Origin of the sequence: Vreelandella indica (assembly GCF_037070225.1) — a bacterium.
Lineage (GTDB): Bacteria > Pseudomonadota > Gammaproteobacteria > Pseudomonadales > Halomonadaceae > Vreelandella > Vreelandella arctica.
On sequence record NZ_JBANSO010000010.1, the window covers coordinates 25,063 to 48,292 of the forward strand.

A 23,230-nucleotide genomic window follows, 5' to 3' on the forward strand; every position below is an offset into this window, starting at 1 on the left:
ATGCCGTGCGATGCTTTATTTACTTTAGGTGCTAAAATAAATAAACGCATATGCAACTTAGGTCGCATTTTGCGATTTTTCACCTCAAACAATAACGGCATTTTTATGGCGCTTACGTCGACTGATACCAGCCGCTATGACAACACGCTGGCGGTTATCCGTACCCTGCGAGACCAAGGACCGGTTGCACGTGTTGACCTGGGTGCGCTGAATGGCATCAGCTCCGCCACGGTGACCTCCATCAGCGCCGAGCTGCTTCAGCAGGGCCTGATCAAGGAACGGCCGCCAGAAACACCCCGCCCCTCCGGGCGTGGGCGGCCCAAGACGCTGGTTGAGCTCAACCCGCAAGCGGCCTGCGTGGTGTGCATCAAGCTATCGATCAATGAGATTCAGTTAGTGGTGGGCGATTTTTCGGGCCAGGTACGCCATAGCGAGCACCACGCGGTGCCCACCCTGACGCTGAGCGCCAACGACCTGGAAACGCTGCTGGAAGAGAAGATCAGCGCTATTTGTGCGCAACAGCTAAACGGATTTAAACGTTTGGCGGGGATCTGTTTGGCCGTGCAGGGGGTGGTATCTTCGCAAAGCGGGTCGATTATCTGGTCACCCGCGTTAAGCTTTCGCAACGCACCGATATCGGCACAATTAGCCGATCGTTTTCACTGCAGCGTTCTACTGGAAAACGATGCTAACTGCATTGCCGGGGTGCTCGCGGCAAAACCTGACTATGCAGACTGCCCCAACCTGGTGGTCATTATGCTGGGCTACGGTATCGGCATGTCGGTACTGATTAACGGCGTGCCTTATCTTGGCGCCAATGGCTCAGCGGCCGAGTTTGGACATAGCAAATACCAACCCGATGGCGCCCTGTGCGCCTGCGGCCGACGAGGCTGCATTGAAGCTTATGCCAGCGACTATGCGCTTTATCGCGCCGCCGCCGACCATATAGCATTACCTAGCGGTGGCGACAGCGCTCACCCTTCAGAGCAGCAGATGCAGGCGCTAACCCAACAGGCGTTGAACGGCGACCCGGCGATGCAGCGTATCTACGCCGAAGCGGGCCGCGCGTTGGGCTATGGCATCGCCAATATTCTGGCGCTGTTTAACCCCGATCTAGTGCTGATTACCGGCGCCGGCGTGCGCGGTTTTGACGCCATGCAGACCACCATGCACAGCGCCATTGATGAAGCCCTGGTGGCCGAACTGAGAGGCACCACCCGCCTCGAAAGCTGCGCCTGGGATCGCGACATGACCTGCATGGGCGGCATCGCCATGGCGCTACACGCTACCGATGGCGAGACGCTGTCGGAGAGCCAGGCCAGCTTCGTCAGTTAGTGCGAATGACGCGGCACATCAGACCCGCGGCAGCCCACCAGGAAGTCGAAGTCGCAGCCCTCGTCGGCCTGGAGCACCCGCTCGATATAGAGCTGGCGGTAGCCGCCCTGGCTGGCGATTAGTGTTGAAGCAGCGGTGGGGTCGCTCTCGGCCAGACGCGAGGCCAGCTCTTCATCGCTGACTTCCAGATGCAGTCGCCCGCTTTCGCAGTCAAGCTCGATCCAATCACCGTTACGTACCGCGGCCAGCGGGCCACCGGCGGCGGCTTCGGGCGCGACGTGCAGTACCACGGTGCCGTAGGCGGTGCCGCTCATACGGGCGTCGGAGATGCGCACCATATCGGTAATGCCCTGAGCAAGAATCTTGGGCGGCAGGCCCATGTTGCCTACTTCCGCCATGCCGTGATAACCCCGCGGGCCGCAGTGTTTCATGACCAGGATGTCATTGGCTTCCACGTCGAGATCCGGGTCGTTGATGCGCGCCTTGTAGTCGTCGAAGTCCTCAAACACCACCGCACGACCGCGGTGCTGCATCAGCTCGGCGGTGGCCGCCGAGGGCTTGAGCACCGCGCCGTTGGGGGCCAGATTACCGCGCACCACGCAGATGCCGCCGTCCGCGGTAAGCGGGTTATCCAGCGGGCGAATCACTTCGTCGTTGTAGAGCGGTGCGTCCTGAACGTTCTCCCAAAGCGTTTTGCCGTTAACGGTGAGCGCGTCCTTGAAGGGCAGCCGGTCGGCCTCGCCCAGGCGCCTAAGCACGGCAGGCAAGCCACCAGCGTAGTAGAACTCCTCCATCAGAAAACGTCCGGAGGGCTGCAGATCCACTACCGTCGGGGTGCCACGCCCTACCCGGCTCCAGTCGTCCAGGGTGAGGTCGACACCAATACGCCCAGCAATCGCCTTGAGGTGGATCACCGCGTTGGTGGAGCCGCCAATCGCCGCATTGGTGCGAATGGCGTTGTCGAAGGCTTCCTTGGTGAGGATTTTGGAGAGCCGCAGGTCTTCGTTGACCATCTCGACAATCCGGTTACCCGAGAGGTGCGCCAGCACATAGCGGCGGGAGTCGACGGCCGGAATCGCCGCATTATGGGGCAGCGAGGTGCCCAGCGATTCAGCCATGCAGGCCATGGTGGAGGCAGTGCCCATGGTGTTACAGGTGCCCGCCGAACGGGACATGCCGGCTTCCGCGGCCATAAAGTCGTGCAGCGATATTTCGCCTGCCTTGACCTGTTCGGAGAGCTTCCAGACCACGGTGCCGGAGCCAATGTCCTTGCCCTTGTGCTTGCCGTTAAGCATCGGCCCGCCGGTGACCACGATGGTGGGGATATCGCAGCTCGCCGCGCCCATCAGCAGCGCCGGGGTAGTTTTGTCGCAGCCCACCAGCAGCACCACCGCATCGATGGGGTTGCCGCGAATCGCTTCCTCCACGTCCATGCTGGCCAGGTTGCGGGTAAACATCGCGGTGGGGCGCAGGTTGGATTCGCCGTTGGAGAACACCGGGAACTCCACCGGGTAGCCCCCCGCCTCCAGCACGCCCTGCTTCACGTGCTCCGCCAACTTACGAAAGTGCGCATTGCAAGGAGTGAGCTCCGACCAGGTGTTGCAGATACCGATGATCGGTTTGCCCTGAAACTCATGGTCGGGAATGCCCTGGTTTTTCATCCAACTGCGGTACATAAATCCGTTCTTATCAGCCGTGCCAAACCATTCAGCACTGCGCAGCGGACGTTGACGTTGGCCCATGAAGTTAACTCCTTGTTTTAGTTCGGTGACAGCTGACGGCCTAGTGGTATGTGTCGATGGCTGTTTTGAATTTGCACGACACTAAACCACCTTTACGAGATAGTCGACCATACAAAAGTATATGTTGAACAATTGCTCTTAATGTTCAACATTACCCTCTCCATATGGGTCGCTGACCCCGTTCACCACCACTTTCTCCACAACAAGAATCTTGAGGAATAGTGCCATGCTCACATCGAAATACAGTTTGCTACTCACTGGCTCAGCGCTGCTGCTAGGCCTTTCAACGGCTCAGGCGGCCGAGTACGAGTGGAAGTTTCAGGCGTCAGAAACCTCGGGCGAGCCCAGCTTTAAGATCAAACAGGAGTGGGCTGATAAGATTACGGCAATGACCGATGGTCGTGTTGAGATTGAGGTAATGCCGATTAACGCCGTGGTTGGCCCCACCGAAACGCTCTCGGCGGTCAGTGCCGGTATTCTGCAGGGTCATATGACCGACCCCAGCTACTTTTCTGGCCAGGATCCCGCGTTCGGCATGCTCGGCAACCTTGTTGGCGCCTGGCAGAATCCCTACGACTTCTTGGAGTACATGAAGTACGGCGGCGGCGAAGATCTGTACAACGAACTAGTCGAACCTTATGGCGCGCATTTGATCAGCGCAGCGACCTTTCCGCTGGAGTCAGTACCCTCCACGGTACCTATCGAATCCATCGCCGATTTTGAAGGGCTTAAGATTCGCGCCCCGCAAGGCATGGTGTACAACATCTTCGAGCGCATTGGCGCCACGCCCGTCAATCTGCCGGGTTCTGAGGTGTATACCGGTCTGGAAAAAGGCGTGATCGACGCTGCCGACTCCACGGTGCTCTCCAACAACGACGCCATGGGCCTGCACGCCTTCGCCCCTTACCCGCTTTACCCTGGCTTTCACTCCATGCCAATGATCGCTGTCTCGATCAACAAGGATATCTGGGATGGCCTGCCCGAGGAGCTACAAACGACGTTAAATACCGCCTTTGATGGCATGGCGTATGACCTGATTGCGCGCCTCAAAGAGCAGGATATTGAGACCTTGCAGCGGCTTCAGGATGACCCAGACGTTCATCCCTTCAACTTGCCCGAAGAAGAGCGTAAGAAATTCCGCACCGCGGCTGAGCAGGAGTGGAAAGAGTGGGCGGGTGAAAATGAGATGACCCAGAAAGTCTATGACTCGGCGACCGCCTTTTTGCGCTCGCGCAATCTGCTCTAACGCCCTGTTCTCAATTTTCTGCCTCACTAACCTAACCAACGCATCGCTCGGGAAACATCCCGAGCGATGCGCGTAGAGTCGCGCCATGTCTCAAAAAACGCCTGACAATCAATATCGCTCTCCTCCCACACATGATCTTCCCGAGATTCTCGAAACGGTAGAGGAGATCTCTCCCGAGCGTAATGCGCTTGACCGATTGATCGCCCGTGGTGGCCAAGCTGTTTCCTGGTTGGTGCTGGTGGCAATGGGTATCAGCGTCGTCGAAGTCTTTATGCGTTACGGCTTTAACAACCCGACCTCGTGGGTGCACGAAACCGTGGTGTTTCTCATCGCCGTCATCTTTGTGCTGGGCGGACCAGCGGCCATGGCGCGCAACAGCCATATCCGCGTCAAAGTGCTCTACGACAGCGCCGGGCCACGCTTAAAATGCTGGATGGACCGCTTCAACGACCTACTCACCCTGATTTTCTGCCTGTCAATGAGCTACGCCGCTTTTCATATGTTTTGGGGCGCTTCCCATAACCCACTTGGCGAATGGTCGCTGGAGCGCTCTGGCACCTCCTGGAACCCGCCCTTTCCCGCCATGGTTAAGGGCATGATTCTATTTGCACTGGCATTAATGACCCTCCAGGCCTTACTGCATTTATGGCAATCGCTTAAGGCCAAGCCTAATGCCAGCACTGAGGAGCCTCGCTGATGGATATCTCAACCGCAACGATCCTCATGGTCGGGGCCATTTTCGCGCTACTAGTCACCGGTCTGCCGCTGGCGTTTATCACCGGCTTGGTAGCGATGGCGTTCACCTTCGGCTGGTTCGGCGAGGCGGCGCTGCCGCTGGTCACCAGCCGCGTTTATGGATTTATCACCGAGTATTCGCTGGTAGCGGTGCCCATGTTCGTCTTGATGGCATCGCTGCTGGACCGCTCTGGCATCGCCAAAGACCTGTTTAACGCCATGCGCGTTTTTGCCGGGCGCCTGCCGGGTGGCGTGGCGGTACAGACCATCGTGGTGGCGTTTTTCCTGGCGGCGCTCTCGGGCATTATCGGCGGCGAGATCGTGCTGCTGGGGATTCTGGCGTTGCCACAAATGCTTCGCCTGGGCTACGACAAGCATCTCTCCATCGGGGTCGTGTGTGCCGGTGGCGCCCTGGGCACCATGATGCCGCCCTCAATCGTACTGATTATCTATGGCCTGATCGCCAGCGTATCGATTGCCGACCTGTTCGCTGCGGCCGTGACGCCAGCGGTGATTTTGATGGGGTCTTATATTGCCTATGTGCTGGTGCGCTGCTTAAGAAATCCCGCGCTAGGGCCGCCATTAGATAGAGACACCCAGGATAACCCCTTCGCCACCAAGCTGGACGCGGTGAAAGCCATTTTGCTGCCTGGGCTGATTGCCTTTTTGGTGTTAGGCACTATCTACGGCGGTATCGCCTCGGTCACCGAGGCAGCGGCCATGGGCGTCTTCGGCGTACTGCTCGCCACTATTGTGCGCGGCGAGTTCACCCCTGGCATGCTGCACCACAGCCTGGGCCAAACCATGAATACCTGCGGCATGATCATCTGGATCGGTATCGGCGCCGCCGCCCTGGTGGGTGTCTACAATCTGATGGGGGGCAACCGCTTTGTCTCAAGCTTGATCCTGGGGCTTGATGTAGCACCGATTGTGATTATCCTGGTAATGATGGCGATTATGCTGGTGCTGGGGCTATTCCTCGATTGGATCGGGATCGCCATGCTGGCCCTGCCGATCTTTCTGCCTATTGTTATTCAGCTCGGTTTCGACCCGATCTGGTTCGGCATTCTATTCGCCGTCAATATGCAGGTATCGTTCCTGTCACCGCCCTTCGGCCCCGCTGCCTTCTACCTTAAGAGCGTGGCACCCCCGGATATTAGCCTGAAAGATATTTACATTTCTGTACTACCCTTTATGGCCATTCAGCTTTGCATACTCGCGGCGCTATTGATGTGGCCGCAACTCGCCATCTGGCCGCTTTGATAACGACGACAATAGGTTTTATAAGGAGATCACTATGCGACTGATTCAGTGTGACTACCAAGGCCAAGTTCGCGCCGCGCTGGTAGAGAGTGAACAACAGGTTAGGCTGCTCGACTGCGATACCTATACGCTAGCCAACCGCGCTATTAGTGCTGGTCAGTCAATTAGTGACTCAGTGACCGCCGCGCTGACCGACACGCGTTTGGATTACCAAGCGTTAGTCGACGATAAGCGCCTGCTGCCGCCCTTGACCCATGCCGACCCAGCGCACTGCTTGGTCACCGGCACTGGCCTTACCCACTTGGGCAGTGCCGACACTCGCTCGGCGATGCACGCAAAAGCCCAGGCCGCGGAAGAAGACCTAACCGACTCCATGCGTATGTTCAAGCTGGGCGTGGAAGGCGGCAAACCCAACCCGGGCGAGATCGGCGCGCAGCCGGAGTGGTTCTACAAAGGCGATGGCCAGTGCGTGGTAGCGCCGGAAGCAGCGATCCCCTCGCCAGCGTTCGCGCAAGATGCCGGCGAAGAGCCCGAACTGGCAGGCCTTTACGTGATTGGCGAGGACGGTCTACCCTGGAGAGTCGGGTATGCGCTTGGCAACGAGTTTTCTGACCATGTCACCGAGCGCTTCAATTACTTATGGCTGGCTCACTCCAAACTGCGCGCCTGCAGTTTTGGTCCGGAGCTTTTGATTGGCGAATTGCCCGCTCATTTAGAGGGCACCAGCTCGATTCAGCGCGACGGCGAGACCGTATGGGAAAAGCCTTTTTTGACCGGCGAGGCCAACATGGCCCACAGCCTAGCCAACCTTGAATACCATCACTTTAAATACCCCGGTTTCCGACGCCCTGGTGATATCCACGTACACTTTTTCGGCACTGCTACACTAAGCTTTGCTGACAACGTCAAGGTACGCGAAGGTGACCGCTTTGAGATTCGTATTGATGCGTTTGGGCGCGCCCTGCGCAATCCACTTCAGGTGGAGGCGGACGCACCGGCGATTACCGTTCAATCGCTTTAACTCAGCCTTTGTAACACAGTCTTATTAACACAATCGTTTTAACACCATTTTTTAGCACCAGCAGGAGGTTATATGAATCTGGAAGGCAAACTACTAATTGGTCAGCAAGCCGTCAGCGGCCAACAGGCTGACATTCAAGCCGTAAACCCCGCCACTGGCGAAACGCTTAGCCCTGCCTACCCTGGCGGCAGCAAAGCCGAAGTCGAACAGGCCTGTGCGTTAGCCGAGGCAGCATTTGATAGCTATCGCGAAACCGGCCTAGAGGCACGGGCAACGTTTCTTGAGACGATTGCCGCTGAAATCGAAGGAATCGGTGATGAGCTGGTTGAGCGTGCCATGGCCGAAACCGGCCTGCCCCGCCCGCGTATAGAAGGCGAACGGGGGCGCACCTGTGGCCAGCTTCGTCTGTTCGCCTCAGTCGTCCGCGCTGGTGAATGGTTGGATGTGCGTATCGATCCGGCCATGCCCGATCGTGAGCCGCTACCGCGCGCCGACCTACGCCAGCGCCATATCGGGCTGGGCCCCGTGGCGGTGTTTGGTGCCAGCAACTTCCCGCTCGCTTTCAGTGTGGCCGGTGGCGACACTGCCTCTGCGCTAGCGGCTGGCTGCCCGGTCGTGGTCAAGGGCCACTCTGCCCACCCCGGCACTTCCGAACTGGTAGGCCGCGCGATTCAGCGCGCCGTGGCCAAGTGCGATCTCCCCGAGGGCGTCTTCTCGCTGCTATTCGGTTCTGGCAAAGAGATCGGTCAGGCACTGGTCGCTGACCCGCGCATTCAAGCCGTTGGCTTTACCGGTTCACGCAGTGGTGGCACGGCCTTGATGGCCACCGCCCAGGCACGGCCCCAGCCGATTCCGGTGTATGCTGAAATGAGCTCGATCAACCCGGTCTTCCTGCTGCCCGAAGCGCTCAAGGCGCGCGGTAAAGCGATTGCCGAAGGATTTGTTGGCTCGCTCAATATGGGCGCTGGACAGTTCTGCACCAACCCTGGGCTAGTGATTGCAATCGAAGGCCCTGAGCTGGATGCCTTTGTTGCGGCAGCCGGTGAAGGCGTTATGGGTAGCGCAGGCCAAACCATGCTGACGCCGGGTATTCATGACGCCTATCAGCAGGGCGTTAGTCGGCTCGCAAGCCATGACAAGGTCACCGAGGTGGCGCGCGGCCAGGCCGGTGAGACAGCGCACCCCTGCCAAGCGGGGCTGTTTGTCACCCAGGCGGATGCTTTCCTGAGCGACCCCGCGTTACAGGAAGAGGTATTCGGTTCCACGTCACTGGTTATCGCCTGTGCCGATGCTCAGGAAGTGGCCCGTGTGGCGGCTCAGCTGGAAGGCCAGCTCACCATTACGCTGCAGATAGATGACGGTGACTTGGCGACTGCCAAGCAACTGCTGCCGACGCTAGAGCGCAAGGCTGGACGCATTCTGGCCAACGGCTGGCCGACGGGCGTAGAAGTATGCCACGCCATGGTACATGGCGGCCCTTATCCGGCGACGTCGGATTCACGCACCACCTCGGTAGGTAGCGCAGCGATCTTCCGCTTCCTGCGCCCGGTGTGCTACCAGGCGCTGCCGGAAGGCCTGCTGCCGGAAGCGATTCGTGATGGTAACCCGGCTGGCGTATCACGCTTGGTCGATGGTAAGCGGGAATAAACCAGCGTCACTCAAGACGTTACTCAATGAAGGCGTCGGTGGTTTCTCGATGACCATATAGAAACGCATCGGCGACTTGGCGTAGCGGGGCAACATCCACCTCGCTGCGCCTGTTTGCGATTAGCTCAGCAAAACGTGCGTAGAGGCCTTGGTACTCGCGCTCTTCGGCTTCCACCACGAGCTCGCCGTCAATCATCAAGCAGCAGCCGCCTTGGGTAAGACTCAAGCGACTGCCATCACTACTCTCGACATGCATATCCCAGGTGGGCGGACCGCTCTGACGAAAGTCAAAGGCTGCCGCAATGGCTGCGCCTTCAGGGTCTGTAAAGGAGAGCTCCGCCGCAATCGGCGTTTGCGCATTGCTCGGCACTAGCAGCCGCGCTTGTTGCAGAAAAAACGGTTGAGGTAGGATTTCGGTCGCAATCGACAGCGCGTTAATACCGGGATCAAACACGCCCATGCCACCAGGCTGCCAGATCCATGCCTGACCCGGATGCCACACCCGCACATCCTCCTTCCACTCGATCTCAACCCGCTGCACCTGACGGTCGGCTAACCACTGCTGTGCGTGCGCTACGCCGGGCGCAAAGCGCGAGTGCCAAGCCGCGAACAGGCTGACGCCTTGTTGCTTAGCGCAGGCAATTAAGTCCTCTACTTCGCTTAACGTCGCCCCTGGCGGTTTTTCCAGCAGTACGTGTTTACCGCGCATCAACGCTGCTCGCGCCTGTGAATAGCGCAAATGCGTTGGCGTACAAATGGCGACGGCGGTGATGTCAGGATGTGCGTCAAGCATCGCCTCCAGGCCTTGATAAGCGGGTAAATCCGGCAGTGAGGCGTGAGGGTCTGCCGTGGCAACAAGGTGGCAGTTTGGAGTAGCGGCGATTGCCGGTAGGTGTTGGTCGCGAACAATCTTGCCCACGCCCACCAGGCCAAGGGTGAAGTCAGACATACGCTTGCCTTTTTAATGGAAAAAACGAATCAAGAATCGCTTAACTGAAAGTGGCTAAGAGGGGGCAGAGTCAATGGGTGTTATGCGGCAACTCGACACTACGGCCCAGTGAGCTGGCGCTGTGCTCTAAGCCCAACGCAGCGGCGGTGCCTGCCAATACAGCCTGAGCCGCTAAAAATGCTTCGCGGGGGCGGCGCAGGCGAATGCTCTCCATCAGCTGACGATGACGCTCCAGGCTTTCATCGGGGTCAACGGCATTCTCGTTGGACATGGATACCAGCATAAAGATAGAGGGCCGCAGGATATGCGATAGCTGCGCCCAGACAATATTGTGGGTCGCTTTGAAGATCGCCTCATGGAAGGCAACATCACACTCGCTATGCAGCCGCCGCTCCTCTTCGCAGGTGGCATTGCGCAGGTTCTGCCCCAGCCCTTCAAAGGCTTCTTCGATGGCCACCAGATCCCGCGCCTTGGCGCGCTTGGCGGCGGTCATCGCCACATAGGGTTCTACATCCAAACGAAAGGCGAGGATTTCGCGCTGTATTTCCGGATTGGGGGCGGCGTAGCGGGTCAGCCAGTCGGTCACCTGAGCGTCGAGAATATGCCACTCTGAATACTCGCGTACTTTGGAACCATGCCCAGAGATACGCTCGATAATGCCCGCCTCCACCAGTTGGCGCAGGTCGCTGCGCACCGCCGAGCGATTGATCGCAAAGCGTTCACATAGATCCATTTCACGCGGCACAAGATCGCCGGGATGATAGCGCCCGCCAAAGATCTTCTCGGCGAGGTATTCGGCGATACTGGGGCGAGCGGCTGGCTTGCTGAGAGATGACGTCACTACGTTAAGACCCTATTTCGATTCCTGCCCATCATAACGTACTTGACCGGTCTACTGTTATCGGTGAGGCAGGTTCAAATCCGGCGCGCATGCGTAGCTCAAGGCGCCTTTCATAGAGGCCCTTCGCACTCAGTGTGCCCAGTACCAGAAGGCCGCCGACCATGGCGATCGGCGCGGGCTGCTCGCCTAAAATCCACCAAGCTAATAGCGTCCCCACCACCACTTCAAGCAATAGCAGTAGGCCCACTTCCGCAGACGGTAGATAGAGCGGCCCGCGCTGTAGTAGCGTCACCCCGCAGGGCACGATAATCAGACACAGCAGGATAACCACGGCGAGTTGGTTGGTGGCTGGCAGGCTCGGTTCACTGCCCGCCAGCCAAAAGATTCCCGCAACGCTACCGACGACAAGTCCGTTAAATACTAGCATCGGGCTCATGTCCACCCCCGGCCGCGTGCGGCAGAGAGTGAAGTTAATGGCCAGGGTGGTTGCTGCCATCAAGGCGAAAGCGTTCCCCACCCACGAGCCGGCACCCGCATCATCCAGCGCGATCATCGCTATACCCACCATGCAGAGACAAATTGCCAGCCAAGTACGCCTGGGCAACCGCTCTTTGAGGATAATCCAGGAGAGAACAGCGGCGATAATCGGCGAACTAGCCAGTATCATCAGCACGTTGCCTGCCTTGGTGTACTGGTTGCCCAGCACGAAGCCACAGGTGGTCAGGCTGAATAGCAGCGCCACGGCGATGCCGGTCCAGCCACAGCGACGGTAGGCTGCCAGCGTGCCTCGGCCATAGCGCGCCAAGGCAATCAGCAGAAAACCCAGCCCGGAGAGAAAACCGCGCCACATCAGTATTTCCGCGTCGGGCAGGTCAGCTACCTTGATCAGCAAGGCATCCGGCGCCATGATTATCGCGCCGCCGCCGGTCAACAGCAGCCCCTGCTGACGATGCGAAAAGGTACTCCAACGACTCATGTGTGGTAACAAATCCTTTAGTGATTGTCTCTAGGCGGATGCTGGCGAGCGACATCGCGATACTTGGTGGCGGGCTCCAGGGTCATCCCGCGATCCAGCGGCTCGACCATACTGCGCTGGATCTCTTGCCAAGGAGTCTGGTGGCCGGGGTAGCGGTAGCCACCCTGCTCAGCCAAAAGCGTCCGGCGTGCTTCTAGCTCACTGGCTTCAATCAAAAGCTGTACCTCACCACGTTTGAGATCAACCCGCAGCCGATCACCGCTTTCCAGCAGCGCCAGGCCGCCGCCGGTAGCGGCTTCTGGGGAGGCATTAAGGATCGACGGCGAGCCAGAGGTGCCTGACTGACGCCCATCGCCCAGGCACGGCAGCGACTCGATGCCTTGCTTGATCAGCGCCTCTGGCGGCTGCATGTTGACGACCTCGGCACCGCCGGGGTGGCCAACCGGGCCTGCGCCGCGCATCACCAGAATAGTACGGGCATCAATGTTAAGCGCCGGGTCATCGATACGGGCGTGGTAATCCTCCGAGCCGTCAAATACCACAACCTTACCTTCAAAGGCTTCCGGGTCGTTGGGATCATTCAGAAAGCGCTCGCGGAAATCCCGGGAGATCACGCTGGTTTTCATCAGCGCCGAGTCGAACAGGTTGCCCTTGAGATTGAGGAAGCCCGCATGCTCGACCAGCGGATCGCCGTAGCGACAAATCACATCGGGGTCCTGGGTTTCGCGACCCTGTAGATTATCGCCTATCGAGCGGCCGTTGACCGTCAGCGCATCGCCGTGCAGTTTACCCGCCGTTTGTAACTCGTGGAGAATCGCGGGAACGCCGCCAGCACGGTGGAACTCTTCGCACAGAAAGGCACCCGCAGGCATCACGTTGGCCAGCAGCGGGATTTCATGGCCCAGACGCTGCCAGTCGTCGTTATTAATCTCGATACCCGCATGGCGGGCAATCGCATTAATGTGCACCGGTGCGTTTGAAGAGCCGCCCAGCGCGGAACACGCCACAATCGCGTTCTCAAACGCTTCGCGGGTTAGGATATCCAGCGGGCGCAGATCTTCCCAGACCATATCGACAATCCGCGTGCCGGTGTCGTAGGCGACCATCGCCCGCTCTTTATAGGGCGCGGGAATCACTGCGGAACCGGGCAAGCTCATTCCCAGCACTTCCGCCATGGAGTTCATGGTGGAGGCGGTGCCCATGGTATTGCAGTGGCCAATGGAAGGTGCCGAATCGCTGGCGCGGGAAAGGAACTCCGCGTAGTCGATATCACCCGCTGCTAGGCGCTTGCGTAGCTCCCAGATAATCGTACCCGAGCCGACCCGCTCGGCGCCGCGCCAGCCGTTGAGCATCGGCCCGCCGGAAAGCACGATGGCCGGGATATTCACCGTTGCCGCTGCCATTAGCGCGGCGGGAGTAGTTTTATCGCAGCCGGTGGTCAATACGACGCCGTCTAGTGGGTAGCCGTGGAGCACTTCCACGATGCCCAAATAGGCGAGGTTACGGTCCAGTGCCGCAGTGGGCCGCCGCACGTTCTCATGAATCGGGTGCATGGGAAATTCAAACGGCACGCCGCCTGCGGCGCGAATACCGTCCTTCACCCGCTTGACCAAATCAATATGGTGGCGGTTACATGGGGTTAAATCCGAACCCGACTGACAAATACCAATAATCGGCTTACCGCTGGTCAACTCATCCAGCGTGATGCCGTAATTGAGATAGCGCTCAATGCACAGCGCCGTGGTACCGGGGTGATCAGGGTTATCGAACCAATAGCGTGAACGCAGCTGCTCAGGCGTTATGCGTTGAAAATTGGCCATGGGGACACTCCACGCCTAAAGTAAAGGTTGTAAGAACGTTTATAAGAACAGTTGTAAAAACTGCTATAAGAACGAAAGAAAGATTGCCACGAAGGTACGCTTTCTTTATTGCGGCGTCGATACATACAAAAGTATATGTTGAACATATACGAAAAACGTTACACATTCACCTAAGGGTCGCGGTGCTGACGCGTTAAAGCCAGCGCCGCTGCCAGACAACAACAACAGCCACCAAGCTGTAGCTCGCTTAGAAGACTAGACTCCCTTAGTAAAGCGGCCTACAGCACGCCAGGAGAATGACGATTATGCATCATCTTTGGAAGCGCACTCTGTTAGTGACCGGCGCTACGCTGCTCAGCTCAGGCATGGTTTACGCGCAAACACCCGATCTATCCGACCCACCGGAGATTGAGGGCGACACCGTAGGTGACCACGGTAGCGTCACGTTACGCATGGGGCTTGGGTTGGCCGAAAGCTCGCCACAATACCTCTCTAGCCAATATTTTGCGGATATTCTTGACGAGCGCAGTGAGGGGCGCATTACCGTTAATATTTTCCCTAATAGCCAGCTTGGCGATGACGTGCAGATGATGGAAATGCTGCAGACCGGCACGCTGGATATGACCTATCCTTCTTCTTCTCCCGCCACGGGCTATGTGGAAGAACTGGCGGTTTTCGACTTACCGTTCTTGCTGCCCACCCGTGAAGCGGCCGTTAAGGCCATGCGCAGCGATGCTGCCCAGGAGATGCTTGACGCGTTCGATGGCACCGGCTTGAAAGCATTAGCGTTCTCTGAAAATGGTTTCCGCCAGCTCTCCAATAGCGCCCGGGAAGTCACTTCACCAGAAGATGTGGCGGGTCTAGATGTTCGCGGCTTGTCGATTCGCACCATGGAAAACCCGGTGCACTTAGCCATTTGGGAAGCGTTGGGCGCCAACCCCACCCCCATGGCATTTGGTGAACTGTTCTCTGCCATGGAGCAGGGCGTAGTGGATGGTCAGGAAAACCCCTGGAGCACCATTCTGACCTCCAACTTCCATGAAGTGCAGGATTATGGCTCCGAAACCCGCCACGTCTATACGCCCTTCATCAAAATGATCTCTCAGCGTACTTGGGACGAACTCGACCCTGAATATCAGGAACTTGTTCAGGAAGCCGCGCTGCAGGCTGCCGATTACGAAATCCAACTTTCCAGCGAGTACGACGACTGGGCGCGCGAGCAGCTTGAAGAACGTGGCATGCAAATCACCCGTCTTAATGACGAGCAGATTGCCGCTTTCCAGGAAGCCGTACAGCCTGTTTACGAAGAGTGGGCACCGCGCATTGGCGAAGATCTCGTAGCAGAATTCCAAGAGATTGCTGAGTCGACAATGACTGAGTAATGCCATCCCTGCCGCCGAATAAAAAAGGCGGCAGGACTATTTATATGGCTTATAAAGCATTAAGAAGCGTCCGAGAGGCGCTTTTTTAGTTGCATATAAGTGCCGTAGTGACGGTCAAGGTGGCGTCGCATGGCCGCCTCGGCCGCATCCGGGTCGCGGGACTCAAGGGCAGCAATGATTTCGGTGTGGGCAGCGGTCGCGGCTTTATCCTCATCTTTTTGCTGCAACACGAGCGCACGGCGATCATCCAGCCATTCGGAAAGTGCCACGTGAATGGCATCGAAGATGGGGTTACGGCCAATACTCGCCAACACGCCATGGAAGTCGTTATCAGAGCGTTTGAAGCGAGCCTCGTCGCCAATCGCATCGCGATTATCCGCCAACGCAGCATGAAGCCTAGCAAGGTCCTCCTCGCTGGCGTGGCGAGCCGCATAGCGTGCCAGGGATATCTCGAACATGGCCCGCGCTTCCTGAAAATACTGCTGACCATCGGGCTTGGAAAGCAGTTGCCGGGTAACGCCGGAGAGTCTCGCCATTACCGCCTCGGCGGTAGGACGAATCACCCGGGCCCGTGTACCGCTGTTGATGGCGATGAGTCCAAGCTGCTGCAGGTGGAAAAGCGCTTCACGTACCGCCGGCCTGCCAACGCCAAACTGCTCCATCAATTCCCGTTCTGACGGCAATTGATCATTTTCACTTAGCCGCCCTTCGAGAATCTCCGCCTCGAGCTGTTCAGCGACCTGTTCGGACAGCGTTTTACGCTCGATCCGGTATCTGCTCATAGGCAGTCACCCCTGGTTAACCTGGAATTCGCCGCCATTTTACTGCATTTCTCGTCATTATCCTTCAAACCAGCTGAGAGAGCGGCGTTATTTGGTACTGCTCGGCGATCTCGGCATAGGCTATTTGATTGGCAGAATCGAGCGGAATACCTTCGGCGTCGCGCTGGGCTTGGCAGCGCCATTCACGATCCCCAGGCGCCATTACCTGGGCATTGGGTGCAGCAGGCTGGGCACGCAGGTCGGCTAGGTACTCGGCCATTCCGTGCGCAAAGGTGCCCGCCTCCACAAACGCATCTGGCTTCATGACCAGGAAGAAATGCCCTACCCCGCGTGGCGTCGACATGTCTGGCCCGCCCATGGGCAGCAGCTTGAAGCCATGCTGCATGCCCGACAGCATCGAGCTCAGAACCTCCACCATGCCACACAATCCCGCGCCCTTGAAGCCGAAGCCGCTGCCGCCCAGCGGCAACAGTGCGGCCACTTCACTAGGAACGCGGCTTACCTGCCCGGCAGCATCCGCCGCGACTTGATCCGGCAGTTCGCGGCCAATCGCACCGAACTGCTGCACGCGATTCCAGGGCACCGAGCTGGTCGCCATATCCAGCAGGTAAGGCGACTCGCCCGCCACCGGCGCCGCAAAGGCGATGGGGTTGGTGCCATGAAAGGGCTTGGCGCCCTCATGCAGCAGCACAAAAGGGTCCGAATTGCAGAACGCCATGCCGAGATAACCGCGCTCGGCCGCTGCCAACGCATAGCATCCCGCCGCCCCGAAGTGCGACGAGTTGCCCACCGCGACGGCGCCCATCCCCACCGTCTCGGCCATCGCCATCGCGTGCTCCATGGCGGTATACCCCGCGAGGTGCCCCAACCCGTCGTCAGCGTCCAGAAAACCGGTCGCCGCCAGGCGTTGGTGGAACTGCATGTCGGGCGCGCCGTTGATCCGCCCGCCCTTGAGCGCCTGCAGATAGTGGGGCAGCAGGCGCAGGCCGTGGCTGTCGGTGCCCATACGTGAGGCGGTAATAAGCGCGTGAGTGACTGCGTTCGCCGATGCTTGATCAGCACCTGCCGCCTTCAGAACGGCTTGCATGAAGCGGGCAAGGTCTTCACGAGCGACGCGATAATTTGACGATGTATCTCTCATTAATCGATAGCTCCTGGTTTCAGTCGGGCTATTGGCTGACCAGTGGCCAGCCTCGGTAATGCTTAACGATAAAGCAGTGTCGGCAGCCACAGCGAGATGGCTGGAATGAAGGTGACCAATAGCAATGCGATGACCAGCGGCACCAGGAACGGCAGCGTGCCACGCATGCATTTCTCGAAGGAAATTCCGGACACCCGCGACAGTACATACAGCACCATGCCTACCGGCGGCGTTAACAAGCCAATCATCAGGTTGAGCACCATGATTACGCCGAAGTGCACCGGATCGACACCCGCAGTAACGGCCACCGGCAACAATACCGGCACCAGGATGGTGATCGCCGCAATGGTCTCCATAAAGCAGCCCACTACGATCAGCACCAAGTTGATAATGATCAGCGTGGCGATAGGATTGTCGGCAAATGGCCCAAGCAGGGTGACCACATGCTGAGTGACTTGGTTGCTTGTCAATATCCAGGCAAATATCGAGGCGCCAGCGACGATCAACAGGATCACGGCCGTGGTTTCGATCGTTTCCATGCTCACCTTGAGCAAGCGGCGCCAGGTCAGGTTACGATAAACCACTCCACCCAGCACCAAGGCGTAAACCACCGCAGCAATCGCCGCTTCGGTAGGCGTAAAGGCCCCCGTCATGATGCCGCCGACGATGATGACCGGCGTTAATAGCGACAGGAAGGCACGCTTGAACGTATAACCAAGCACCGGAAGCGAGAACACCGCATCGCGGGTATAGCCGCGGCGCCGGGATATGATCGTGATCATGGCCATGAGCACCAGCCCCATCAACAGGCCCGGCACCAGGCCGGCGACGAACAGCTGGCCGACCGACACCGAGGCCATTACGCCGTAGATGACCATCGGCAGACTCGGCGGAATAATCGGGCCGATGGTCGAAGACGCCGCGGTGATCCCCACCGAGAATTCCTCGTCGTAACCGGCATCTTTCATGGCCTTGATTTCAATGGTACCAAGCCCCCCAGCATCGGCGACTGCGGCGCCGGACATACCAGAAAAAACGATGCTGGCGCCTACATTGACGTGACCCAGACCGCCTCGCATCCAACCCATCAACGCCTTGGCAAAGTCAAATATCCGCACGGTAATGCCGCCGTTGTTCATCAGGTTACCGGCGAGTATAAAAAACGGAATCGCCAACAGGGGAAAGCTGTCGACGCCGTTGATCATGCGGTGCATCACCACCACATCGGGCACTCTGCCGGTCAGCAGCACATACAGCAGGCACGAGCCGGCAAGACTAATGGCAATCGGCACCCCCATCACCAGCAAGGTAAAGAGCGCCGCAAACAGGAACAGTAAATAGTGCTGGGTGACGGCCAGTGCGATACAGCCGAGTATCGCGACAGCCGCAACCAATGGCGGCACTATCGCACCGCCGCGCCTCACAGCCAGAATGTTGGGCATAGGGGTGATCTCCGAGAGAGTAGCGTGTTGGCGTATTGTTATTGGGTATTGAGCAGTTCACTGGTGCCCGAGCGCCAGTGACGAATAGCCACCTGCACCCCTCTCACCAGCATGACGATAAAGCCCACCATCACTAGGTAGTAAAGCCAGCTTTTAGGGATATCCACCGAGGCCATCATGGCACTGGTGCGATCAGCCAGTTTGAAGGTGATCCAGGCCATGCTGGCGAAGAAGGCAATGTTGATCAGGTCTACCAGCGTCGACATCGCGCGTCCCAGCCACCCCGGCATGTAGCGGTAGAAAAATTCCACAGCGATATGCGATCCCTTTCGCACGGCCATGGTGCTGCCCATAAAGCCCACCATGACCAATAGATAGCGCGCCATCTCCTCCGTCCAGGCGATGGAATTACCCAGCACATAGCGGCTGAAAAACTGCATAAAGACATCCAGTGCCAGCAGCCAGAAGATCCCAAGCGTCAGGAAATCCTCCACGGCATAGTCATGGATGTTGAAGGAATCATCGTCGAGACCTGCGAGGCTGGTCTCGTCAGTGGGCTCAGTTTGGCTCATGGAAGGCTCCCGCTTCGCCCCACCCAAGGCTTGGGCGGGACGAGTCTTGGTCTACGAAAAAAACGATCCTGGCAACGTACGGTTTCTGGAAAAACCAGGCCTCACGGTATTACTGGCCGATCGCCTGGAGACGGTCGTAGGTTTCCTGATCCCACGTCGCCGCTTCCCCGTTATGGGCCGGAATCGTGGCTTCGCGGAAGGGTTCGATATCCACTTCGTTGACGGTCACACCCTGCTCTTCGAACCAAGCCACCAGCTCTTCCTCGGATTCAAGGATATCCTGAGTGATGCGCTGACCCGCTTCGGTGTAGACCTCACGGAAAATCTCGCGGTCTTCCTCGGAAAGACGGTTCCACAGCGGGCCACCGGCAATGGTAATCAGCGAATCGGTAATATGCCCGGTCAGGTTGATGTAATCCTGAACCTCATGAAACGCTTTGGCGCGAATGGTCGGCAGCGGGTTCTCCTGGGCATCCACGACGCCCTGCTGGAGCGCCAAATAGACTTCAGAGAAAGCAATCGGGGTTGGGTTAGCGCCCACCTCTTCGGGGAACATCATGTACATGGGCGCATTGGGCGTACGAATTTTTAGGCCTTCCATGTCTTCAGGCGTATTAATCGGTTCGTTGGAGGTTACATGGCGGCGGCCGTAGTAGTTCATGGCTAACGGTACGTTACCGGTTTCATCCTGGTAGCCCTGGGCGATTTCATCGAACAGGTCGCTATCGGCGTAGGCCTGCCAATGCTCAAAATCGCGGAACATATAGGGCGCACCGGCGATGCCTACCGGGCCATAGAAACGTCCAGCAAACTGGTTGCCGGTGTAGATCAGATCAACGGTACCCAGCTGCAGACCTTCGTTGATATCCGACTCTTTACCGAGCGAAGACGCCGCATGCACATTGATTGAATAACGGCCGTCTGTGCGCTCCTCGATTTCATCTGCTGCCCAAAGCGCCCACTCGTGGTAGGGCTCTGATGTCTCATAGACGTGAGCGAAGTTGAGTTCTTCTTGTGCATGCACTGCACCGGCCACTGAGAGACCACCGGCAATTAGCGTGGCCGTCAGCAGGTAGGGCATATTGCGTTGGTGTTGGCTTTTGTGACTCATCGTGTACTCCTCACAACCATTGAATTTATTGTTGGATAGTGTGATTTGCTGCTACTTATTGTGATGTATTGGTTATTTTTTAAGCGGAGGCAATCAACGTAACCGATCATAGTGCTGTATACGTGTCATACCACCCTTTTCAAACCTAGTTGGTCGCCCTCAATCGCGCAACCATCCAGATAAGGATTTTAGTCGTGCTTATGAGTGTTCAGACGGCAAACTGAACTGCTCATGTAAACGCACCAGCAGGTGTGAATCGCCAAAACCTCCCGCTTTCGTCATCACTCGCCGCCGCTTGTCGCCATCCGTATACCCCAGCGCCACGCCGGGTGACCACTCGTTTTCAACGCAAATATAGTGCGCACCTAACCGAGTGAGCACTGCCATGGCGATATCCCCACCGGTCAAAAACAGCAGCCCCTCGTCGTCCTGCTGCCAGTGCGAGGTGATCGACGCCACCTGAGCGGCCATCGCCCTGGACACTTCCCCGGCCGTACGCTGGGTGCCAGTTTCAGGCACCACCACGCAGGCATTTGAGGCACTGGTAGCGAACTTATCAGCGCTCGCTTCAATAACGTCCAAATGGGAGAAATGCTGGCGCAGCTGTATCAGTTGCTCCGCAGCGCGAGCGCTTCTCGAACCCACGGCATAAAGCACTTTATTGACGTTGTGGAGCGTTCGACACGGCGACTCAGGTGCTCCAAAGCAGCGTTGAGCCATCGCCGTTGCCAATCCCGCCGCCCCCGCCATGGCATGGCGACTGTCGGTATCGAAAAGGGCATAAATGGCGGCGATCTCCTCGTCACTGGCGGCATCAGCGATACAGTCTTCGCCAGGGAGCGGCGTTTCCCGCCCTGGGCGATAGCGCTGCAGGGGCAAACCACCGGCGGCAAACGCGACATCGATGGGGCCTGCCAGCGGCGCTGAGCGGGCATCCTGCTGGTAGCCTGTTTCTGCCAGGGGCAGACCATCCACCCATACTTCTGCATCGCGAACGGTTCTCCCCTGGGCGGGCACCGCAGGCGCCAGCAGCAGGGGCAAACCAAGCGCCTCTCGCAGCGCTTTACACTCAACGACCACCTGGCCACGCAGGGTGGAATCGACTTTCTTGAACCACTGCTGCGGCGCTACTCGCGTAAGCAAACGCACCGCTTCGCTCACTCGAAGCGCCGCCTCCCCGGATGGCAGATGGCGCGATTCGGTATTCACGGCGATAACCGCTGGCCACTGGCCTTGCCAGGCCTCCAGCGTTGTTGCTAAGGCCTCCAGGCTGATCACCACGCGGGCAGCTGCGCCCCGCGCGGCGAACGGGGCGGCCGTGTCCAGCGCGCCTGAGAGGTCGTCGGCAATAATCACCAATCGACAGCTACTCATGCCTTGGCGCCACTGGCTAATCGACGGGCGTAGGCAATCGCTGACCCCATATTGGTAGCATCGGCTTTGCCCTGCCAGGCAATATCAAAAGCGGTGCCGTGATCTACCGAGGTGCGCTGAAGCGGCAAGCCGAGGCTGACATTCACCGTGGTATCAAAGGCGATCAGCTTGACGGGGATATGGCCCTGATCGTGATACTGGGCGATGACCAAATCGAACTCGCCTTTTGAGGCGCGGTAAAACACCGTATCCGCCGAGATAGGCCCGCTCACATCGAAACCGCTCTCACGTAAGCGCTCCACTGCCGGAGCGATACAGCGGCTATCTTCGTCGCCAAAAATACCGCCTTCACCGCAATGCGGGTTAAGGCCTGCCACGGCAATGCGCGGTGCTTGCATGCCCAGCGCGACCAAATGCGCATGCCCCGCCTCAACGGTGGCGATAATGCGCTCGGGGGTAACTCGGTCGATCGCTTCGCGCAGCGACACGTGAGTAGACACATGCAGCGTTGAGAGCGTTTCCGATGCCAGCAGCATAAACGACGAGGGCGCACCGGTCAGCGATGCCAGCATCCCGGTATGGCCATCGTAATGGTGCCCGGCTTCATGCAGCGCGGCCTTGTTCAGCGGCGCGGTGACAATCACCTGCGCCCGCCCCGCTTGCACGAGTTCTACGGCCTTTTGAACGCAGCGAAACGCCATATCACCCGCCCCGGCACTGATTTGACCATCGGGAATCTCAACGCCTTCCGGCATCTCGACCACACCGACCGCCACATGATCCTTACCGCTCTCTGCCTGCTCTAGTGGCACGAACTCAAGCGCGGCGCCTATACTTGCCGCCGCCCGGCGATAAATCGCCGGGTCACCAATGACCATCGCTGTGGCGCGTTCAGCAGCGGACATAGCACTCAAGGCGCGGCAAATGATCTCCGGGCCAATACCGGCAGGATCGCCCATGGTGATCGCAATGTCGTAACAGCTTTGACGTTTAACAGGTGGCGAGCTATTCATGGCATTAGCTGCCCGCCGTTGACCTCGATGATCTGGCCGGTGACATAGCCACTTAGCGTCTCTGTTCCGAGGAAAACATAAGCCCCGACACACTCTTCCGACGTGCCCAACCGGCCCATCGGGATCGATGCCCGCGCTGCGTTGAGGTGCGCCTCGCTTGAGTGACGATCATGAAAATCGGTGGCAATCGTGCCAGGGGCAACGGCGTTAACGCGGATATTATCTCCCGCCAGCTCCTTGGCCATATTGCGGGTGATGGTACTCACAAAGCCTTTGGCAGAGGCGTATAACCCAGCGCCACCCCCGCCACCATTACGCGCGGCAATCGAGGTAGTGTGAATGATATTGCCGCCGCCTGCGCGGCGAAAATGCGGCAGCGCTGCGCGGCTGGCCATGACAACCGAGCGAACATTGAGATCCATGACCCGGTCATACTGGTCATCGTCCATCTCTTCTAAGCCAACACGGCCCATCATGTCCCCCGCGTTATTGATCAACAGGTCTAAACCGCCCAGACGCTCGGCGGCATCGTCGACGAGTTTTTGGGTCTCACTGGTGTGGCTAACGTCAGCTTTCAGGGTAAAAGCGTCGCCACCCGCATCGCAAATCGCCTTGGCTACTGCTTCCGCGGGCGCTTCACTGCTGTGATAGTGCACCGCTACGTGCGCTCCCAACGCCCCCAGCTGTTTCGCAACCGCCGCGCCAATGCCACGGCTGGCGCCGGTGATCAATACGCGTTTACCTTTCCACTCGTCTAACATGCCATTCTCCTGACCACTTTTTGTTTTATGGTGAGCGTTGTACTTAGCGCACCGGCGTCGTCGCGATAGATTTAACT

Annotated in this window: 20 protein-coding genes; 7 read left to right on the forward strand and 13 right to left on the reverse strand. The window is 58.3% G+C overall.

All coding sequences use genetic code 11. The features are described from left to right. Positions 1 to 105: 105 nt before the first annotated feature. Complete coding sequence (locus V8L71_RS08740; RefSeq protein ID WP_035561640.1) at positions 106 to 1,335, forward strand: ROK family transcriptional regulator; 1,230 nt, start codon at positions 106 to 108, stop codon at positions 1,333 to 1,335. Here V8L71_RS08740 and V8L71_RS08745 read toward each other — a convergent pair. Beyond that, positions 1,332 to 3,077, reverse strand: a complete 1,746-nt coding sequence (locus V8L71_RS08745; protein WP_336273849.1) for an IlvD/Edd family dehydratase — start codon at positions 3,075 to 3,077, stop codon at positions 1,332 to 1,334. The two genes, V8L71_RS08740 and V8L71_RS08745, sit on opposite strands and share 4 nt — an antisense overlap. A gap of 226 nt (positions 3,078 to 3,303) precedes the next feature. Between V8L71_RS08745 and V8L71_RS08750 the strand changes: the two genes are divergently transcribed. The 5 genes from V8L71_RS08750 (at position 3,304) to V8L71_RS08770 (ending at position 8,989) form a co-directional block, all read left to right on the forward strand. Then, positions 3,304 to 4,323 (forward strand): TRAP transporter substrate-binding protein, encoded by a 1,020-nt coding sequence (locus V8L71_RS08750; protein ID WP_336273850.1) that lies wholly within the window; start codon positions 3,304 to 3,306, stop codon positions 4,321 to 4,323. Between the two features lie 85 nt (positions 4,324 to 4,408). Continuing rightward, on the forward strand, positions 4,409 to 5,020 hold the full coding sequence (locus tag V8L71_RS08755; protein WP_336273851.1) for a TRAP transporter small permease subunit: 612 nt from the start codon (positions 4,409 to 4,411) through the stop codon (positions 5,018 to 5,020). Further along, positions 5,020 to 6,321 (forward strand): TRAP transporter large permease, encoded by a 1,302-nt coding sequence (locus V8L71_RS08760; RefSeq protein ID WP_336273852.1) that lies wholly within the window; start codon positions 5,020 to 5,022, stop codon positions 6,319 to 6,321. The genes V8L71_RS08755 and V8L71_RS08760 overlap by 1 nt, the downstream gene beginning before the upstream one ends. Positions 6,322 to 6,355: 34 nt before the next feature. Next, positions 6,356 to 7,342: an AraD1 family protein gene (gene araD1 / locus V8L71_RS08765; RefSeq protein WP_336273853.1), complete on the forward strand. Its 987-nt coding sequence runs from the start codon at positions 6,356 to 6,358 to the stop codon at positions 7,340 to 7,342. 72 nt (positions 7,343 to 7,414) lie between these two features. Beyond that, positions 7,415 to 8,989: an aldehyde dehydrogenase (NADP(+)) gene (locus V8L71_RS08770; RefSeq protein ID WP_336273854.1), complete on the forward strand. Its 1,575-nt coding sequence runs from the start codon at positions 7,415 to 7,417 to the stop codon at positions 8,987 to 8,989. A gap of 19 nt (positions 8,990 to 9,008) precedes the next feature. On the opposite strand, the gene V8L71_RS08775 is transcribed toward V8L71_RS08770, so the two are convergent. From V8L71_RS08775 to V8L71_RS08790, 4 genes are all read right to left on the reverse strand, one after another. Next, positions 9,009 to 9,938, reverse strand: coding sequence for a Gfo/Idh/MocA family protein (locus tag V8L71_RS08775; protein ID WP_336273855.1), 930 nt, complete (start codon positions 9,936 to 9,938; stop codon positions 9,009 to 9,011). Between the two features lie 70 nt (positions 9,939 to 10,008). After that, positions 10,009 to 10,779 (reverse strand): FadR/GntR family transcriptional regulator, encoded by a 771-nt coding sequence (locus V8L71_RS08780; protein ID WP_035561428.1) that lies wholly within the window; start codon positions 10,777 to 10,779, stop codon positions 10,009 to 10,011. Between the two features lie 31 nt (positions 10,780 to 10,810). Further along, positions 10,811 to 11,755 carry a DMT family transporter gene (locus V8L71_RS08785; protein WP_035561426.1) on the reverse strand — a complete coding sequence of 315 codons (945 nt, stop codon included), beginning with the start codon at positions 11,753 to 11,755 and terminating at the stop codon, positions 10,811 to 10,813. Positions 11,756 to 11,772: 17 nt separating this feature from the next. Then, entirely contained in the window at positions 11,773 to 13,575 is a 1,803-nt protein-coding gene (locus V8L71_RS08790) for an IlvD/Edd family dehydratase (RefSeq protein WP_035561423.1), read from the reverse strand. A 305-nt stretch (positions 13,576 to 13,880) separates the two neighbouring features. On the opposite strand from V8L71_RS08790, the gene V8L71_RS08795 reads away from it, so the two are divergent. Continuing rightward, positions 13,881 to 14,957, forward strand: coding sequence for a TRAP transporter substrate-binding protein (locus V8L71_RS08795; RefSeq protein WP_101148057.1), 1,077 nt, complete (start codon positions 13,881 to 13,883; stop codon positions 14,955 to 14,957). 59 nt (positions 14,958 to 15,016) lie between these two features. On the opposite strand, the gene nanR is transcribed toward V8L71_RS08795, so the two are convergent. From nanR to V8L71_RS08835, 8 genes are all read right to left on the reverse strand, one after another. Next, positions 15,017 to 15,739, reverse strand: a complete 723-nt coding sequence (gene nanR, locus V8L71_RS08800) for a transcriptional regulator NanR (protein WP_336273856.1) — start codon at positions 15,737 to 15,739, stop codon at positions 15,017 to 15,019. Positions 15,740 to 15,803: 64 nt separating this feature from the next. Then, positions 15,804 to 16,880, reverse strand: coding sequence for an Ldh family oxidoreductase (locus V8L71_RS08805; protein WP_336273857.1), 1,077 nt, complete (start codon positions 16,878 to 16,880; stop codon positions 15,804 to 15,806). A gap of 62 nt (positions 16,881 to 16,942) precedes the next feature. Continuing rightward, positions 16,943 to 18,322, reverse strand: coding sequence for a TRAP transporter large permease (locus V8L71_RS08810; RefSeq protein WP_336273858.1), 1,380 nt, complete (start codon positions 18,320 to 18,322; stop codon positions 16,943 to 16,945). A 38-nt stretch (positions 18,323 to 18,360) separates the two neighbouring features. After that, positions 18,361 to 18,894 carry a TRAP transporter small permease gene (locus V8L71_RS08815; protein WP_336273859.1) on the reverse strand — a complete coding sequence of 178 codons (534 nt, stop codon included), beginning with the start codon at positions 18,892 to 18,894 and terminating at the stop codon, positions 18,361 to 18,363. A 109-nt stretch (positions 18,895 to 19,003) separates the two neighbouring features. Further along, a complete protein-coding gene (locus tag V8L71_RS08820) occupies positions 19,004 to 20,005 on the reverse strand; it encodes a sialic acid TRAP transporter substrate-binding protein SiaP (protein WP_336273860.1) in 1,002 nt (333 codons plus the stop codon). A 198-nt stretch (positions 20,006 to 20,203) separates the two neighbouring features. Next, on the reverse strand, positions 20,204 to 21,379 hold the full coding sequence (locus tag V8L71_RS08825; protein ID WP_336273861.1) for a four-carbon acid sugar kinase family protein: 1,176 nt from the start codon (positions 21,377 to 21,379) through the stop codon (positions 20,204 to 20,206). Next, the gene (pdxA, locus tag V8L71_RS08830; protein ID WP_336273862.1) at positions 21,376 to 22,392 is read right to left on the reverse strand and encodes a 4-hydroxythreonine-4-phosphate dehydrogenase PdxA; all 1,017 of its coding nucleotides are present in this window, start codon (positions 22,390 to 22,392) and stop codon (positions 21,376 to 21,378) included. Before pdxA ends, V8L71_RS08825 begins: the two co-directional genes overlap by 4 nt. Next, entirely contained in the window at positions 22,389 to 23,153 is a 765-nt protein-coding gene (locus tag V8L71_RS08835; RefSeq protein WP_336273863.1) for an SDR family NAD(P)-dependent oxidoreductase, read from the reverse strand. The genes pdxA and V8L71_RS08835 overlap by 4 nt, the downstream gene beginning before the upstream one ends. Positions 23,154 to 23,230: the final 77 nt, after the last annotated feature.